Annotated in this window: 16 protein-coding genes; 8 read left to right on the top strand and 8 right to left on the bottom strand. The window is 73.2% G+C overall.

Annotation, left to right across the window (positions count from 1 at the left end; translation table 11 throughout):
* Nucleotides 1-9: 9 nt before the first annotated feature.
* The 3 genes from PV364_RS04065 to PV364_RS04055 form a co-directional block, all read right to left on the bottom strand.
* Complete coding sequence (locus tag PV364_RS04065) at nucleotides 10-552, bottom strand: GNAT family N-acetyltransferase (RefSeq protein ID WP_319658219.1); 543 nt, start codon at nucleotides 550-552, stop codon at nucleotides 10-12.
* Nucleotides 553-590: 38 nt separating this feature from the next.
* The gene (locus PV364_RS04060; RefSeq protein ID WP_319658218.1) at nucleotides 591-1046 is read right to left on the bottom strand and encodes a hypothetical protein; all 456 of its coding nucleotides are present in this window, start codon (nucleotides 1044-1046) and stop codon (nucleotides 591-593) included.
* A 137-nt stretch (nucleotides 1047-1183) separates the two neighbouring features.
* Nucleotides 1184-1459, bottom strand: coding sequence for a hypothetical protein (locus tag PV364_RS04055; RefSeq protein WP_319658217.1), 276 nt, complete (start codon nucleotides 1457-1459; stop codon nucleotides 1184-1186).
* A 73-nt stretch (nucleotides 1460-1532) separates the two neighbouring features.
* Between PV364_RS04055 and PV364_RS04050 the strand changes: the two genes are divergently transcribed.
* Nucleotides 1533-1919, top strand: a complete 387-nt coding sequence (locus tag PV364_RS04050) for a VOC family protein (RefSeq protein ID WP_319658216.1) — start codon at nucleotides 1533-1535, stop codon at nucleotides 1917-1919.
* On the opposite strand, the gene PV364_RS04045 is transcribed toward PV364_RS04050, so the two are convergent.
* Complete coding sequence (locus PV364_RS04045) at nucleotides 1903-3855, bottom strand: SpoIIE family protein phosphatase (RefSeq protein WP_319658215.1); 1953 nt, start codon at nucleotides 3853-3855, stop codon at nucleotides 1903-1905. The two genes, PV364_RS04050 and PV364_RS04045, sit on opposite strands and share 17 nt — an antisense overlap.
* A gap of 250 nt (nucleotides 3856-4105) precedes the next feature.
* On the opposite strand from PV364_RS04045, the gene PV364_RS04040 reads away from it, so the two are divergent.
* Nucleotides 4106-5014, top strand: a complete 909-nt coding sequence (locus tag PV364_RS04040) for a LysR family transcriptional regulator (RefSeq protein ID WP_319658214.1) — start codon at nucleotides 4106-4108, stop codon at nucleotides 5012-5014.
* Between the two features lie 57 nt (nucleotides 5015-5071).
* Here PV364_RS04040 and PV364_RS04035 read toward each other — a convergent pair whose 3' ends face one another.
* Genes PV364_RS04035 through PV364_RS04025 form a run of 3 tightly spaced genes read right to left on the bottom strand, consistent with a single transcriptional unit; the run spans nucleotide 5072 to nucleotide 8476 of the window.
* Complete coding sequence (locus PV364_RS04035; RefSeq protein ID WP_319658213.1) at nucleotides 5072-6304, bottom strand: CoA transferase; 1233 nt, start codon at nucleotides 6302-6304, stop codon at nucleotides 5072-5074.
* Between the two features lie 5 nt (nucleotides 6305-6309).
* The gene (locus PV364_RS04030) at nucleotides 6310-7524 is read right to left on the bottom strand and encodes an acyl-CoA dehydrogenase family protein (protein ID WP_319658212.1); all 1215 of its coding nucleotides are present in this window, start codon (nucleotides 7522-7524) and stop codon (nucleotides 6310-6312) included.
* A 1-nt stretch (nucleotide 7525) separates the two neighbouring features.
* Nucleotides 7526-8476 carry a 3-hydroxyacyl-CoA dehydrogenase NAD-binding domain-containing protein gene (locus tag PV364_RS04025; protein WP_319658211.1) on the bottom strand — a complete coding sequence of 317 codons (951 nt, stop codon included), beginning with the start codon at nucleotides 8474-8476 and terminating at the stop codon, nucleotides 7526-7528.
* Nucleotides 8477-8854: 378 nt separating this feature from the next.
* Here PV364_RS04025 and PV364_RS04020 point away from each other — a divergent pair, with 378 nt between their 5' ends.
* Nucleotides 8855-9463, top strand: coding sequence for a DJ-1/PfpI family protein (locus tag PV364_RS04020; protein WP_319658210.1), 609 nt, complete (start codon nucleotides 8855-8857; stop codon nucleotides 9461-9463).
* Nucleotides 9464-9478: 15 nt separating this feature from the next.
* On the opposite strand, the gene PV364_RS04015 is transcribed toward PV364_RS04020, so the two are convergent.
* On the bottom strand, nucleotides 9479-10936 hold the full coding sequence (locus PV364_RS04015; RefSeq protein ID WP_319658209.1) for a PLP-dependent aminotransferase family protein: 1458 nt from the start codon (nucleotides 10934-10936) through the stop codon (nucleotides 9479-9481).
* On the opposite strand from PV364_RS04015, the gene PV364_RS04010 reads away from it, so the two are divergent.
* The 5 genes from PV364_RS04010 (at nucleotide 10935) to PV364_RS03990 (ending at nucleotide 14803) form a co-directional block, all read left to right on the top strand.
* Complete coding sequence (locus PV364_RS04010; RefSeq protein WP_319658208.1) at nucleotides 10935-11873, top strand: DMT family transporter; 939 nt, start codon at nucleotides 10935-10937, stop codon at nucleotides 11871-11873. The genes PV364_RS04015 and PV364_RS04010 overlap by 2 nt on opposite strands.
* Before the next feature lie 92 nt (nucleotides 11874-11965).
* Complete coding sequence (locus PV364_RS04005; RefSeq protein WP_319658207.1) at nucleotides 11966-12553, top strand: DUF5134 domain-containing protein; 588 nt, start codon at nucleotides 11966-11968, stop codon at nucleotides 12551-12553.
* A gap of 74 nt (nucleotides 12554-12627) precedes the next feature.
* Nucleotides 12628-13566 (top strand): M56 family metallopeptidase, encoded by a 939-nt coding sequence (locus tag PV364_RS04000; protein ID WP_319658206.1) that lies wholly within the window; start codon nucleotides 12628-12630, stop codon nucleotides 13564-13566.
* Nucleotides 13567-13576: 10 nt separating this feature from the next.
* Nucleotides 13577-14290 (top strand): phosphatase PAP2 family protein, encoded by a 714-nt coding sequence (locus PV364_RS03995; RefSeq protein WP_319658205.1) that lies wholly within the window; start codon nucleotides 13577-13579, stop codon nucleotides 14288-14290.
* Nucleotides 14291-14392: 102 nt separating this feature from the next.
* Nucleotides 14393-14803, top strand: a complete 411-nt coding sequence (locus PV364_RS03990; RefSeq protein ID WP_319658204.1) for an ester cyclase — start codon at nucleotides 14393-14395, stop codon at nucleotides 14801-14803.
* Nucleotides 14804-14887 lie beyond the last annotated feature (84 nt).

Here is a 14887-nt window from a genome sequence, read left to right as displayed (position 1 = left end):
CGGGCCGGCTCAGCCGAGCTTCTTCACCAGCAGCTCGAAGGCCAGGTCGTCACGGGTGGGCAGGCCGAAGCGGGCGTCGCCGTACGGGAAGGGGCTGATCGTGCCGGTGCGCTCGTAGCCACGGCGCACGTACCAGGCGATCAGCTCCTCGCGCTGGGTGATCACGGTCATGTGCATCGCGTCGGCGCCCCACTCCTCACGCGCGAAACGCTCCGCCTCGGCCAGCACGATCCTGCCGAGGCCGCCGCCCTGCCGGCCCGGGCGGACGGCGAACATGCCGAAGTAGGCGTGCCCGTCCCGGTTCTCCAGCTGGCAGCAGGCCACGATCTCACCGTCCGACTCGACCACGATCATCCGGCTCCGCTCCCCGTCGACGACGGCCGCGACGCCCGCGGGGTCGGTCCGCTGCCCCTCCAGGAGATCCGCCTCGGTGGTCCATCCGGCCCGGCTCGCGTCGCCGCGGTACGCCGACTCGACGAGCGCGACGAGCGCGGGCACGTCGGCGGTGGTCGCGGTGCGGAAGTCGGGGGTGACGAGGGGCTCGCTCTCCATGACGGGGGTCCTCTCGGGGCCGGCGGGTCGTCCCGAGGCTAGCCGGTCACGGCGGGCGGCGGCGCGAAACCCCTGGCCCGTGCGTGCGCGACGAACTCCGCGGGCGGCGCGCAGCCGTGCTCGTGCACCCAGTGCCGCCACGCCAGGTCCCAGGTCCACGTACCGTCGGTGGCCAGGTCGACCGGGACGTGGTCGTACGGGTCCTGCGCCAGCGGGTCCGGTGCCACGCCCGCCGCGATGACGACGACGCTGCCCCCGGCGAGGTGGACGGCCAGGGGGGCGCGCAGTTCCTCGGCGAGGCTCCCCGGCACCAGCTCGACCTCTGGCGCGTCCGGTATCTCACCGGCCTCCTCCACCTCGGCCCCGCTCGCCCGGAACGGGGCACGGGCGAATGCCGGCCTGCCCTGCGCGGCAGGGTTGGCGGGCCGGCGGGCGTCGAAGCGCCGGTGCTCGTCCGGCGCGTCGCGGCGCTTCCTGGCGAGCGGTTCCGCCACCCGCACGGAGACCGCTGAAACCGGCCTCCTCCAGACGGGCGGCCGGCAGTCTCAGCTCCACCTCGGCGCCCCGCACGCCGTCCTCGGCGAGGGCGCGCAGGCGGGCGCGGACCTCGGAGAGCGGCACGCCGAACAGCTCACGGACGGTCTTGAGCGCGGCGGCCACCGGGCCGCGGCTCCGCGCGCAGCACCGCCTCGCCGTGCCCGGCGATCAGCGCGTCCCGCACGTACCAGGGGATCTCACCGCGACCGCACTCCAACCCCGCGTGCTTCCCGCACGCCGCGCACGTGCCCTCCACGCTCCAGTGCAGATCCCCGTCGATGACGATCGCCCCGCTCTCGCAGCGGGCTTCCGCACCGCACCCCGGACACGTCCTGTACAGCGGGGCGATCGCGCCCGGTCCGTGAGCCATGCGGTCAGGGTGCCGGACGGCGGCCCGACGTGTCAGGCGGTTTTCCCGGGGGCTCGTGGGTAGCTTCGCGCGCATGGTGAACGTACTGAGCAGCAGGATCCTGCTGCGGCCCACCGATCCGGAGCGCTCGCGGGCCTTCTACCGGGACGACCTCGGGCTCGCGGTCTACCGGGAGTTCGGGCCCCGCGAGACGCGCGGCACGGTCTTCTTCCTGGGCGGAGGGTTCCTGGAGGTCTCCGGGCACGCCGGAGGCCCACCGGCGCCGGGTCTGCAACTCTGGCTCCAGGTACCGGACGTGAGCGCGGCCCATGCCGAGCTGGCGGAGCGCGGCGTGCGCGTGGTGCGGGAGCCGCGGCAGGAGCCGTGGGGGCTCCTGGAGATGTGGATCGAGGATCCCGACGGGGTGCGCGTCTGCGTCGTGGAGGTGCCGGAGGACCATCCGCTCAGGTACCGGCCGTGACCACAGGCGGGAGGGCCACCTCGGCCCAGATGGTCTTTCCGTCGGGCCGCTGCCTGGTGCCCCAGCGCTCGGCGAGCTGCGACACGATGAACAGCCCGCGCCCGCCCTCGTCGAGCATCCGGGCCCGGCGCAGGTGGGGGGCGGTGTTGCTGCTGTCGGACACCTCGCAGATCAACGTGGACTGGCGGATGAGGCGCAGCTGCACGGGACCCGTGCCGTAGCGGATGGCGTTGGTGACCAGCTCGCTGACGACCATCTCCGTGGTGAACGCGAGCTCTTCGAGGTCCCAGCCGGCCAGCCGGGACGAGGCGAGGTCGCGGGCGCGGGCGACCTCGGCGAGGTCGTCCGTCAGGTCCCACGCGGCGGCGTGCGTCGTGTCGAACTCCCGGGTACGGGCGATGACGAGGGCGACATCGTCCCGCGAGCCCCCGCCGATCTGCGTGTTCAGGACGTGGTCGCACATGTCCTCCAGGGAGGACATCGGCTCGGACAGGGCTTTCCTCAGGCGCCCCAGTCCCTCGTCGAGGCTGCGTCCGGGGGACTCGATGAGTCCGTCGGTGTAGAGGGCGAGCAGAGTGCCCGCCGGCAGGTCGAGCTCGGCGGTCTCGAAGGGGAGTCCGCCCACGCCCAGCGGGGGTCCCGCGGGGATGTCGAGGTACTCGGCGTTCGATCCCGGACCCACCACGGCCGGTGGCGGGTGGCCGGCGCGAGCGGCCACGCAGTGGCGCGAGACCGGGTCGTAGATCATGTACAGGCAGGTCGCGACGATGCCTCCGGTGTCCGACCGGGGATCGCGGCTCCCGTCCGGGGTCCCTCCCATCTCCTCGCGGAACCGTGTGACGACGTCGTCGAGGTGGGTGAGCAGTTCGTCGGGCGGCAGGTCCACGTCGGCGAGCGTGCGGACCGCGGCACGCAGCCGCCCCATCGTCGCCGAGGCCTGCACGCCGTGCCCGACCACGTCCCCCACCACCAGGGCGACCCGGGCCCCCGAGAGCGGGATGACGTCGTACCAGTCGCCGCCCACGCCCGCGCGCACTCCCGCGGGCACGTAGCGTGTCGCCGCCTCCACCGCCGGCTGCTCGGCCACCACCTGTGGCAGGAGGCTCCGCTGGAGGGCGAGGGACGTGTTGCGCTCGCGGGTGTAGCGCCGGGCGTTGTCCACGCACACCGCGGCCCGCGCCCCGATCTCCGCCGCCAGGAGCAGGTCGTCGGCGTCGAAGGGGGCGCGGCTGCGGGAGCGGGTGAACAGCGCGGCGCCGAGGGTGACCCCCCGTGCGCGAAGGGGTACCACCAGCGCGGAGTGCGGCGCGTTGGTGTCGGCCGCGTCGGCGATCTCCGTCATCACGGGGCCGGCGGTCATCACGTCGGGGGCCGGCGCCGATCCCTGGCACTGGGCGACGACGCCGCCGGTCCGTACACCCCCCAGGGGCAGGGCCGAGCCCGACTGCGCGGTGCGGCGCAGGGTGATCCTGTCCGTGCCGGGTCCGAGAACCGGCTCCTCGCCCTTGAGCACGCAGTCGAAGAGGTCCACCGCGGCGTGGTCCGCGAAGCCGCGCACCGCGACGTCGGCCAGTTCCTCGGCGGTCCGCGCCGCGTCGAGGGTGCTGCCGACGTACGCGCTGGCCTCGCTGAGCAGCGCGAGGCGCTCGCGGGCGATCATCAGGCGTCCGAAGCGCCTCTCCCCCGCCACACGGATGCGGCAGACGACCAGGCTGACGCCCAGTGCGACGGCCAGCGCCGTGATGGTGGTGACCTGGCTGATGAGCCCCATGACGTCGTGGAGGACCGTCCCGTAGACGGCGACGGCGGCGGCCATGTTGAACAGCCCCACGATCAGCGTCCGGCGTACCGACAGCAGTGCGCTCGCCACCACGGGGATCAGCACGGCGTACTCCGCTACGCCCATGATCTGCAGGCCGGCAGCGGCGAATCCCACTCTCACGCCTGAGATCAGCACAACGCTCAGAAGGAGAACGGCGAAGCTTCTGTCGTCCCGGACCGAGTGCACGCGGGGCACCTCCCATGGCCGAGGGCGGGGCCTTGCGGCAGCCCTTCGCGCCGAAGCCGTTTGCAGGAGTCCTACACCCTGTGCCTGCCCCGCACCGGTCGCCCCCACCCCCGCGCCGCAGGACCGGCCGCCGGCCGGGACCCGGCCCGGCCGGCCCGGCGGGGGTTAACGTGAATGCGTGGAGATATTCCATCTGCGCTATTTCGTCGCCGTCGCGGAGGAGCTGAACTTCTCGGCGGCGGCGCGGCGGCTGCACATGGCCACGTCACCGCTCAGCCAGCGGATCAAGGACCTCGAGCACGAGCTCGACCACCGGTTGTTCGACCGTGACACCCACAGCGTCACGCTCACCCGGGCCGGCGAGGCGCTGCTGCCGATCGCGCGCGACGTACTGGAGCAGATCAACTCCGTTCCGTGGCGGCTGCGCGAGGCCACCTCGTCGGGGCGCGGCACCCTCTTCGTGGGCATCCCTCTGGGGGTGCACCCCCGAGTGCGCGACCTCGCCGAGACGCTCCGCGAGCGGGTCGGCGAGAGGTACGAGCTGATGTGCTGGCCGGGCACGTCCAGGGCCCTGATCGGCGGCGTGAGCGAGGGCAGGCTCGCCCTCGCGCTGGTGCGGCTGCCGGTGGGCGATCCGGCACTCGACCTGCTGCCCGTCATGACGGAGAGGCTGGGAGCGGTGGTGCCCGCCGACCGGTTCGCGGGGCGGGACCGCGTGGCGCTGGCCGAGCTGGCCGACCTCAGCTTCGTCGTCGCCCCCAAGGAAGGCAGACCCGCGTACTTCGACGAACTCGACCGGGAAATCTTCGAGCGGGGGATCAGGAAACGCATCGACCTGACCGACACCGACTATTCCGGTATCGCCGAGATAGTGTCCAGCGGGATGGCCTTCTCCTTCTCCCTGCTCGATCCGGACAGCCCCCTGCACGGCTACGCCAGGAAGAACACACGGGTCCTGCCGTTCACGGACTTCGAGCGCCGCCTGGAGACCGTCCTGGTCTGGCGCCGCGACCGGGCCCGCGACGGGGACCTGGACGAACTCGTCGCCATGGCCCGGAAGGTCTTCGCCGAACCGCTGCACGTCTGAGCCGGGGAAACGCTGCGCGGCGGCCCCCCGGGGCCGCCGTGTTCCGCGGCGCCGTGCTCAGCGCACCCGCTGCGCCTCGGCCGTGGCGGGGATCGCTCCCCGCGCCCGCAGTTCGTCGATCTCGGCGGTGTCGAAGCCCAGCTCCGCGAGGATCTCGTCGTTGTGCTCGCCCAGGTCGGGCGCCCGCTTCGCCGGCACCTTCGGCACCCCTCGGAGGGTGACGGGGCTGTTGACGGTGTGGTCCAGCCCGGTGACACCTTCGATCGGCACGACGATGGCGTTCGCGCGCAGTTGCGGGTCCTGCGCGGCCTCTTCCGGAGTCTGGATGAGGCTGTAGTTGACGCGTTCGCGGGCCAGAGCCTCCTTCCAGTCGGCGAAGGGCCGTGCGCGGAACGCGTCGTCGAGCAGTTCGGCCAGCGCGGCGGCGTTCTTGGCGAAGCCCTCGAGGTCGGTGAAACGGGGGTCCTCTGCCAGTTCGGGGCGGTCGATGGCCCGCGCGAGTGCCGGCCAGTGCACGGACGAGGTCGCCAGCATGAACCAGCGGCCGTCGGCCGTCCGATAGGGGTTGGTCAGCGCGTTCGCCGGCATGGTGCGGTCGTGCAGCTCGAACGGCGTGCCCGCGGCGAGGGCCCCGGCCACGAGTGTTCCGGTGGCCCAGACGCCCGTGGCGAGCAGCGACGTCCCGACGTCGGCCCCTTGCCCCGTCCGCTCGCGGCGGTACAGGGCGGTCGCGATCGCCGCGTAGATCGCCGTCGCCGACGTGTAGTCGCCGCTGCCCCAGACCGGCACCGTCGGCGGGGCTCCCGCGTCCCGGGTGGAGGCCAGCAGTCCGCTGCGCGACCAGAAGGCGGTCAGGTCGAAGCCCGGCTGCCTGGCGTCGGGGCCGGCGTCCCCGAAGCCGGTGAGGTCGGCGTAGACGACCCTCGGGTTCCAGCCCGCCACCTCGTCGTAACCGAGGTGCAGTTTCTCGCGTGTGCCGTGCGGGAAGTTGGTGATCACCACGTCGGCCCACCGGACGAGGCGCTTGAGCACCTCCACGGTCGCGGGGGACTTCAGGTCGACCACCATGCCGCGCTTGTTGCGGTTGGCGAGGTGCCAGCCGTAGTTGGCCTGCGCCACGGGGCTGGGCGGCACGGAACTCAGCAGCCGCTGCGGGTCGCCCCTTCCCGGGGGTTCGATCTTGATGACGTCCGCTCCGAAGTCGGAGAGCATGGTGGCCGCTGCCGGTCCTGCGATGTAGGTCGCCACGTCGAGGACCTTCAGGCCGGTGAAGACGGATTCGGTGGTCATGTCGGTCACCCCACGAAGGCGCTGTGGCCGGTGATGGACTTGCCGACGATGAGGGTCTGCATCTGGTGGGTGCCCTCGTAGGAGTAGAGGGCCTCGGCGTCGGTGAAGAACCGGGCGATGTCGTAGTCGAGGAGGATGCCGTTGCCGCCGAAGAGCTCGCGGCACCAGGAGACGACCTCACGCATACGGGCCGCGACGTACTCCTTGGCGAGTGCGGACTGCTCGTCGCGGTACACGCCCCCGTCCTGGAGCCGGGCGAGCTGCACCAGCATGCCCCAGCAGGCGGTGATGTTGCCCAGGCTCTTGACCAGGAGGTCCTGCATCAGCTGGAACCCGGCGATCGGGCGGCCGAAGGCGACGCGCTGCTTGGCGTACTCGAGTGCGAGCTCATAGGCGCCGATCATGACGCCCAGTGACTGCCAGGCGACGCCGCCGCGGGTCCGGCGCAGGACCTCGCCGACGTCCCGGAAGCCCTTCATGTTGTGCAGCCGGTTCGCCTCCGGCACCCGGCAGTCGGTCAGGGTGATCTCCGCGTTCTGCACGATCCGCAGCGCGATCTTGCCCTCGATCTTCGCCGGCGAGAAGCCGGGGGTGCCCTTCTCGACGACGAAGGCCTTGACCTTGTTGTCGTCGACGTCACGGGCGAAGACCACGGTGTAGTCGGCGAAGGTGGCGTTGCCGATCCACTTCTTGGCCCCGTTGATGACCCAAGTGTCGCCCTCGCGGCTGGCGGTGGTGCGCATGCCGCCGGAGACGTCGGAGCCGCCGAGCGGCTCGGTCAGCGCGAACGCGCCGATCTTCTCCATCGTGGCCATGGCGGGCAGGAACCGGTCGCGCTGCTCCTGGTCGCCGCCGTAGTAGATGGAGTAGAAGCCGAGGCCGTTGTGGACCCCGAAGAAGGTGGCGGTCGAGGCGTCGACGCGGCCGAGTTCCACCGCGAGCATCCCGCTGAGCAGGTGGCTGACGGCCTGCTTGTGCTCGCCGTAGCCCTCGTAGGGCAGCGCGGCCAGTCCGCTGCTCCGGAACTTCTCGATGTACTCGACGGGGAACTCGGCCTTGGCCCAGTACTCGTTGACCAGCGGCTTGATCTCCTTGCTCAGGAACGCGCGGGCCCCGAGCAGGATCTCGAGCTCCTCGCCGGACAGCAGCGACTGGTACATGTAGAAGTCGGCCTCCAACTGGTCGTCCACCTGGGTGAGGGGCGTGGCGTTGGTGGTCATGTCAGTTCTCCTTGTCGTGCTGTGTGCGGCGGACGTCGTCCAGGGCGGCCAGGACGGCGAGTTGCTTGCGGTCGCGGGCTTCGGCGAGCTCGGTGTACGGCGTGGCGGCGTAGGCCTTCTCCACCGCTTCGATGACGCGCTCCCGGTCCTGCGGGTCCTGCGAGGGCTGCCCGAGGTCCAGTTGCTGCATGGATTGGCCGATGTGCGCGCTCATGTGGCGGTAGCCGCCGGGGCCGCCGCCCAGGTGCGAGCCGAGGAACGGCCCCACCGCGGACCAGCGGATGCCGAGTGAGTGGGTGACGACGGTGTCCAGGTCCTCGGGCGAGATCACTCCCTGCTGGACGAGGTAGACGGCCTCGCGGCTGAGCGCGCTCTGCAGCCGGTTGCCCACGAAGCCGGGCATCTCCTGGCGTTCGACGACGGGGGTGCGGCCGACCGCGGTGTAGAAGTCGACGGCCGCGTGCACGGCCTCCTCGGTGGTCCGCTCGCCGGGTACGACCTCGACGAGCGGCATCAGGTGGGGCGGGTTGAAGGGGTGTCCGACGAGGACGCGGCCGGCGTCCTCCAGCCCCGCGCTGAACGCTGTCGCCGGGATCGCCGAAGAGGAGCTCAGCAGCAGCGCGTGTCCGGGGGTCTCCCGGATCAGCTGGGCGAACAATTCCTTCTTGAATTCGACGCGCTCGGGCCCGTTCTCCTGCACGACGTCCGCGTCGCGGACCGCTTCGGCGACGTCGGCCGCGAGGTGCACGCGGCCGGCGAGACCGTCGGTGTCCAGGCCCTGGGCAGCCAGGTGCGGGGCGAACTCGGCGAGCGCCTCGTCGGTCGCGTCCTCCAGATCGGGGCGGGGATCGCTGACCTGGACGGTCAGTCCGTGTGCGGCGAACAGGGCTGTCCAGGACAGTCCGACTGTGCCTGCGCCGATCACGGCGGCGGTGCGGAAGGGGCGTGTCATCGCCCGTCCTCCTTCGCGGAGTCGAGGGCCGGCGCGCCGGGGCGGACACCGGGCCGGCGGGATTCCGCCACCCTCTCCGTCTCCACTGCGCGCTCTCTCATTTCACACCCGACGCTAAAGGCGGGCAACGCCGGACGGAATTATCGAACCGGAAACGGCACCGTGACCGCAGCGGTCACACCGTCCCGGAATTTCCCCGGCGACACTTTCCTTGAATTGACTCGCGCCCTTTCGCGCGACAATTCCCGGCCCCGCGTGAATGCTTCGCGCAGCCGGAATTCTGCCCGGGGTGCACGGGGCCGCGGACCGCCGATTGGCCCTCGACCCGGGGACAGCGCGCCGGGGAGACTGGACATCTGCCCTACTGGAGGAGTTGTGATGCAGGTAGCCGTGGTCACCTTCGACGGGTTCAACGAACTCGACAGTTTCATCGCCTCTTCGTTGATCAACCGATGCCGCAAGGACGGTCTGGAAGCCTTCATCACCACCCCGACGCCGGTCGTCACGTCGATGAACGGCGTCGAGGTGAGCGGCCAGCGGCCCATGGACTTCGTGGCCGAGGCCGACGTCGTGCTGATCGGCAGCGGCGTGAAGGCGCGCGAGGTCGCCGCCGACGAAAGGCTGCTCTCCCTGCTGCCGCTCGACCCCTCACGGCAGTTGGTCGGCGCGCAGTGCTCGGGTGCGCTGGTGCTCGCGCGGCTCGGGCTGCTGGGGGACATGCCGGTGTGCACGGACCCCAAGACCCGGCCCTTTGTCGAAGCCCTCGATGTCACCGTGCTGGACGCCCCGTTCCACGCCGAGGGGAACATCGCCACGGCCGGCGCCTGCCTGGCGTCGCAGTACCTCGCCACCTGGGTGATGCACCGGACGCTCGGGGAGGACGCCGTACGCGAGGTGATCGGCTACGTGGCCCCGGTCGGCGAGAGCCAGGAGACCGTCGAGCGCGCCCTGCGGGCCGTCCACGCGGGCGAGGTCGCGCTGAGCTGACGCCCCGCGACCGGCTCAGGTACCTGTTGTGACGCCGGTCTCCGCGCAGGCCGCGGCAAGGCGGCGGACGCCGTCGGCGATCTCGTCGGTGCCGGTGGTGTCGGCGAAGCTGAGGCGGACGTACGGGGCCGGTGCCTCGGCGGCGAAATAGGGGCGGCCGGGGGCGACGGCCGTGCCCGCGCGGAGCGCGGCGGCGGCCAGCACGGTCTCGTCGGTGCCGTCGGGAAGGCGCAGCCAGAACTGGTAGCCGCCGCTGGGCGCCCGGACGCCGGCGGCGAGGGCGGGCAGGTGGCGGTGGAGTGCGCCGAGCATCGCGTCGCGCCGCTCGCGCAGCCCCGCGGAGACCGCGCGCAGGTGGCGGGGCCAGGCGGGGGCGCCGACGAGTTCGAGGGCGGCCTCCTGCAGAGGCCGGGGCACGAAGAAGCTGTCGACGACCTGGATCGCGCGCAGGCGTTCCATGACCGGCCCCCGGGCGACGAGCGCGCCGACCCGCAGGCTGGGCGCGGTCGGCTTGGTCAGCGAGGTCACGTGGACGACCGCGCCGTACGGGTCCTCGGCGACGAGCGGGGGCGGCAGCGGCCCGCCGTGGCCGAGACGGCGCGCGAAGTCGTCCTCGATGACGAAGGCTCCGGCGGCGTGCGCGATCTCGATGACGCGGCGGCGCCGGCCGGGGGCGAGCACGGTGCCGGTCGGGTTCTGGAACAGCGGCTGGCAGAAGAAGGCCCGGGCGCCGGTCGCGGCGAAGGCCTCGGCCAGCAGGTCGGGCCGCACCCCGTCGTCGTCCATGGGCACCGGAACCGGACGCAGTCCCGCGGCGCGGGCTACCGCCAGGGCGCCCGGGTAGGTCGGTGACTCCACGAGCACCGGGGCGCCGGGCGGTGCGAGGGCCCGCAGGGCGGTGGTGATCGCGGCCTGTCCGCCCGCGGTGACCAGGACGTGGGCGGGGCCGAAGTCGCCGCCGGGGCCGCCGGTCTCGCGGGCGAACCAGGTGCGCAGCGCGGTCAGTCCCTCCAGCGGGGGCCGCTCCCAGGCTCCGGGGCGGCGGCCGGCGCGGGCGAGGGCGGCGCCGAGTGCCTGCTCGGGCTGGAGCGAGGGGTGCAGATAGCCGCCGTTGAAGGCGATGACGCCGGGCGGCGGCACCGCGAGGCTCGTGGTGACCCCGGAGGCGTCGACGACCCGCGGCGCGGGTTCGCCGTGCTGCTCCTCGGCCGTGAGGGCCACCTGCTGCCAGGAGGTGTCGACGGCCGGGGCGTCCCTGGTGCGTCCGGGCGAGCGGTAGGCGCCGGCGCCGGGCCGGGTGACCACGAGTCCTTCCGCGGCGAGGGCGGCGAGGGCGCGGGAGACCGTGACCGGGGAGACGCCGAAGCGTTCGACCAGGACGCGACTCGACGGCAGTTTCTCTCCCGGAGAGTAGCGGATCAGCTCACTTCGGAGGGATTCTGCGAGATTCCCCGAACTGCTACCGTCATTCATGACAGCACACAATAGCGCTACCGCACCCACGCCGATAGCGGTCGACGGACCCGGAACGCCGGGTGGACCGGGCGCGCGCACGGCTCTCGGCGGCACGGCCCTGGCCGGCCTCGGCGTCGCCGCCTTCTCCCTCACCTTCCCGGCCACGCACTGGGCGCTGACCGGCTTCGGCCCCTGGACGGCGGCGACGGTCCGGGGCGTCCTCGCGGCCGCCGTCGCCGGTGCGTGCCTGGCTCTCGCGCGCGTACCGGTGCCGGAGCGGCGGTACTGGGCGGGGCTCGCGGTCGTGGCGGCCGGGGTCGTGCTCGGCTTCCCGCTGCTGACGACGCTGGCGCTGCGCACCACCGGCACCTCGCACGCCGCCGTCGTGGTCGGCGCGCTGCCGCTGGTCACCGCCGCGCTCGCCGCCGTACGCATGGGGGCGCGGCCCTCGTCGCTGTTCTGGACCGCGGCCGTCGCGGGCGGGGCGGTCGTGGTGGGGTTCGCGCTGTGGCAGGGCGGTGGCGCCCCGACGACCGGCGACCTCTTCCTGTTCGCGTCGCTGGTGGTCTGCGCGGCGGGCTACGTGGAGGGCGGCCGGCTGGCCTCCGTGATGCCCGGCTGGCAGGTGATCGGCTGGGCGCTCGTCGGGGCGCTCCCGCTGACCGTGCCCGCGGCCGCGGTGTCGCTGACCGCGGAACCGGCGCACGCGGACGCCCGGGCCGTGGTCGGGCTGGTCTGGGTGTCGCTGGTGTCGCAGTTCCTCGGGCTGATGGTCTGGTACCGCGGGATGGCCGCGATCGGTGTGGCCCGCGCGAGCCAACTGCAGTTGGCGCAGCCGCTGCTGACGCTGGTGTGGGCGGCCGCGCTGCTGGGCGAGGACCTGGGCACGCTGACCGCGCCCGCGGCGGTGGCGGTGCTCGTGTGCGTCGCCGTGACGCAGCGCGCCCGCAGCTGATCCCGTGCCGCGCCCCCCTATGCCCCCATGCGCGGGGGTTCGCGCCGCCGGGCAGGGGCATCCTCCGGTGAGGAGCCGAAGGGGGTCGGGTCATGCACGGACCACCGCTGGTGGCCTGGCTGCTCGTGGCGCTGGGAGCGGCCACCGCCGCCTACTGTCTGGTGCGCGCACGGCCGGGCTGCCCGGGGACGACACGGGACGAACGTGAGGAACAGAGCGTGGCGCGTGCCGAGGCGCTGATGGGCGTCGGCATGGCGGTGATGGCGGTACCGGTGTCGGTCCTGGAGCAGCCGCCGTGGGCGGCCGCCGTTCTCGCGCTGGTCTTCGGCGCGGCCGCGGTGCGATCGCTGCTGCCGGCACGGCGGAGCGCGCATCATCTGCACCACGCGGTGGGCGCGGTCGCGATGGTCTACATGACCGCGGCGATGGAGGGCGCCGGTGGGTCGGCGCACGCGGGGCACGGCGCGGTGGGCGCGCCCCTGCTGACCGGACTGCTGCTGGTGTACTTCGCGGTCTATGTGCTGGCCGGGGGCGTGCGCCTGGTGTCCGTTCCGGTCGCGTCGGGGACGGGAGCGGCAGGGCCGGCGGGGCCCGTCGCGGTGCGGCACGCGCCCGAGCTCGCGTCGGCGTGCCGGGTGTCGATGGCGATCGGGATGTTCGCCATGCTCCTGACGCTGTGACGCCCGTGAGGCGTACGTCACTTTAGGGCGCGGCGGCGTACCGGGGGGCCGTGGGGCCCTCATAGTGTGGCGCCATGACGGTCCCGTTGGTGCTGCTGCTGCTCGGTGTGACGGCGGCGGCCACGGCGCCCCGACTGCTGACCCGGGCCGGATGGCCTGAGCGTGAACCCGTCCTGGCCCTGTGGGTGTGGCAGTGCGTGGTCGGCGCCGTGCTCCTGTGCTGCTTCCTGGCGATGGCGCTGAGCGCGTCCGCCGCGTGGGGCTGGCTGCGCGGCGGACTGTTCGCGTTCGCGCCGAACGGGGTCGTGGAGGCCTACGGGCTCTCCGACTACGGCCCCTGGGCGGGGTACCTGGCCGTTCTGCTGGCCTGTGGCGGCGCCTGGACGGGCGCCATGCTGGCCCGCGAGATCCGTACCGCGCGCTCCCGGCAGCGTCGGCGGCGCGCCGAACTGCGCGTGCGTTCGCCGCGGCTGCCCGGCGAGGCGGCGGCCTCCGGCGAGCGGCTGGTCGTCCTGGAGGACGAGCGGCCGGAGGCGTGGTGGCTGGCCGGGCAGCGGCCCCAACTGGTCATCACCACGGGCGCGCTGCGCCGCCTGAAGGGCCGTCAGCTCGATGCGGTCCTCGCGCACGAGCAGGGCCACGCCCGGGCCCGGCACGACGTACTCCTGCACTGCGCGGGCGCGCTTGCGGCCGGCTTCCCGCAGATCCCGGTCTTCGCGGGCTTCCGCCACCAGGTGCACCACCTGATCGAACTGGCCGCCGACGACATCGCCTCGCGCCGCTTCGGAGGGCTCACGACAGCCCTCGCCCTGGTCGAACTCAACGAGGACCGCGGGGTGTTCGGCCCCGGTTCCGCCCCGCACGGCCATCTGCCCGGCCGTGTCAGCCGGCTGCTCGACCCGGCGCCGCGGCTGACCCGGCTCGGCCGTGCCCAGGCCTCCGCGTGCGCCCTGCTCATCCCCTTCGTGCCGCTGCTCGTCGCGTTCGGCCCCGGGATCGGCGCCCTGACGTAATCTCGGGCGCATGGACGCCCCACCCGCCCCCACCGCCACCCGGGGCGGTGGCCCGCGCGCCGTGTGCCTGCGGTACTGCGCCGCGACGGCTGCCGTCTTCCTGCTGCTCCTGGCGCTCGTCGCGGGTCGGTGGGGCCCGCTGACGGACGCCGACCGGCGCATCGTCGTCGCGTTCCACTCCTTCGGGGTCCTTCACCCCGGCTGGACGCGGGTCAACCGCGTGCTGTCGGACGCCGTCTGGGACCCCGCGACCATGCGCGCCCTGCTCGCCGTCTGCCTGCTGTGGCTGGTGTGGCGGCGGGCCGGGCGGCAGGCGCTGTGGCTCGGCGTCTGCGGCATCCTGGGCTGGGCCCTCCAGCATGCCGTCAAGGCCGCCGTGGGGCGCCCCCGGCCCCACTGGCCCGATCCCCTCGCCACGGCGTCCTACGCGGCGTTCCCGTCGGGGCACGCCATGACGGCCGCCATCGGCTGCGGCGCCCTGCTCTGGCTGTTCCTCCTGCGCTGTCCCCGGGCCGGGACCCCGTGGCGGGCCGCCGCCTGGGCCCTGGCCGCGGTCTCGGTCGTCGGGGTCGGCCTCACCCGGATCTACCTGGGCGTCCACTGGCCCAGCGACGTCCTCGGCGGCTGGCTTCTGGGGGCGGCCGTGCTCACGGGGACCGCGGCGCTCTGCGAACCCTGGCGCACGTCGGCGCCGCGGACACCTCGGGGACGACGGGACGCCTGACGCGGCACGCGGCGTCCTTCGCGCCTACCGTGGAGAGTGGAAGGGGCGGGCACACGGCCTCGGTCGGAGGGCGCCCGCGGTCCCCACGTCAGGGAGCACGACATGTCGCGCGAATCCAACCTCTCCATCCTGGAGCACTTCGGCTCGGCGGTGAACGACGGCCGGCTGGACGAGATCGACTCCTATGTGGCGCCCGCCTCGGTCGACCACGACCCGGCGCCGGGGCAGGTCCCGGGTCCCGAGGGCTACGAGGAGATGTTCGCGGCGATGCGGACGGCCTTCCCCGATCTGCACATCGACGTCGAGCACGTACTCGCCACCGACAACGAGATCGCCTTCGCCTACACCGTCACGGGGACCCACCTCGGCGAGCTGATGGGGCATCCGCCGACCGGCCGCACGGTGAGCTACCGGGGCATGCAGATCAGCCGCGTCGAGGACGGCAAGCTCGTCGAACGCTGGGGCAGCAGCGACGAACTCGGCATGCTGCGGCAGCTCGGCCTCGTCGACTGACCGCCGCGGGACGGCAACCGCCCGGAAGGCCGCGGTTCGGCCCCGCGCAGCCGCCCCGTGACGTCTCCGCGAGCAGGGTCGGAG

This window comes from Streptomyces sp. MI02-7b, assembly GCF_033793585.1.
Taxonomy (GTDB): domain Bacteria; phylum Actinomycetota; class Actinomycetes; order Streptomycetales; family Streptomycetaceae; genus Actinacidiphila.
This window is presented reverse-complemented; position numbering and strand designations above follow the sequence as displayed.

What these genes read in the sequence shown, in the direction of transcription:
- PV364_RS04055 (WP_319658217.1), bottom strand. Translation starts at nt 1,459, where the DNA reads ATGGCTCACGGACCGGGCGCGATCGCCCCGCTGTACAGGACGTGTCCG.
- PV364_RS03990 (WP_319658204.1), top strand. Translation starts at nt 14,393, where the DNA reads ATGTCGCGCGAATCCAACCTCTCCATCCTGGAGCACTTCGGCTCGGCG.
- PV364_RS04015 (WP_319658209.1), bottom strand. Translation starts at nt 10,936, where the DNA reads ATGAATGACGGTAGCAGTTCGGGGAATCTCGCAGAATCCCTCCGAAGT.
- PV364_RS04005 (WP_319658207.1), top strand. Translation starts at nt 11,966, where the DNA reads ATGCACGGACCACCGCTGGTGGCCTGGCTGCTCGTGGCGCTGGGAGCG.
- PV364_RS04050 (WP_319658216.1), top strand. Translation starts at nt 1,533, where the DNA reads ATGGTGAACGTACTGAGCAGCAGGATCCTGCTGCGGCCCACCGATCCG.
- PV364_RS04030 (WP_319658212.1), bottom strand. Translation starts at nt 7,524, where the DNA reads ATGACCACCAACGCCACGCCCCTCACCCAGGTGGACGACCAGTTGGAG.
- PV364_RS04000 (WP_319658206.1), top strand. Translation starts at nt 12,628, where the DNA reads ATGACGGTCCCGTTGGTGCTGCTGCTGCTCGGTGTGACGGCGGCGGCC.
- PV364_RS03995 (WP_319658205.1), top strand. Translation starts at nt 13,577, where the DNA reads ATGGACGCCCCACCCGCCCCCACCGCCACCCGGGGCGGTGGCCCGCGC.
- PV364_RS04010 (WP_319658208.1), top strand. Translation starts at nt 10,935, where the DNA reads ATGACAGCACACAATAGCGCTACCGCACCCACGCCGATAGCGGTCGAC.
- PV364_RS04065 (WP_319658219.1), bottom strand. Translation starts at nt 552, where the DNA reads ATGGAGAGCGAGCCCCTCGTCACCCCCGACTTCCGCACCGCGACCACC.
- PV364_RS04025 (WP_319658211.1), bottom strand. Translation starts at nt 8,476, where the DNA reads ATGACACGCCCCTTCCGCACCGCCGCCGTGATCGGCGCAGGCACAGTC.
- PV364_RS04035 (WP_319658213.1), bottom strand. Translation starts at nt 6,304, where the DNA reads ATGACCACCGAATCCGTCTTCACCGGCCTGAAGGTCCTCGACGTGGCG.
- PV364_RS04020 (WP_319658210.1), top strand. Translation starts at nt 8,855, where the DNA reads ATGCAGGTAGCCGTGGTCACCTTCGACGGGTTCAACGAACTCGACAGT.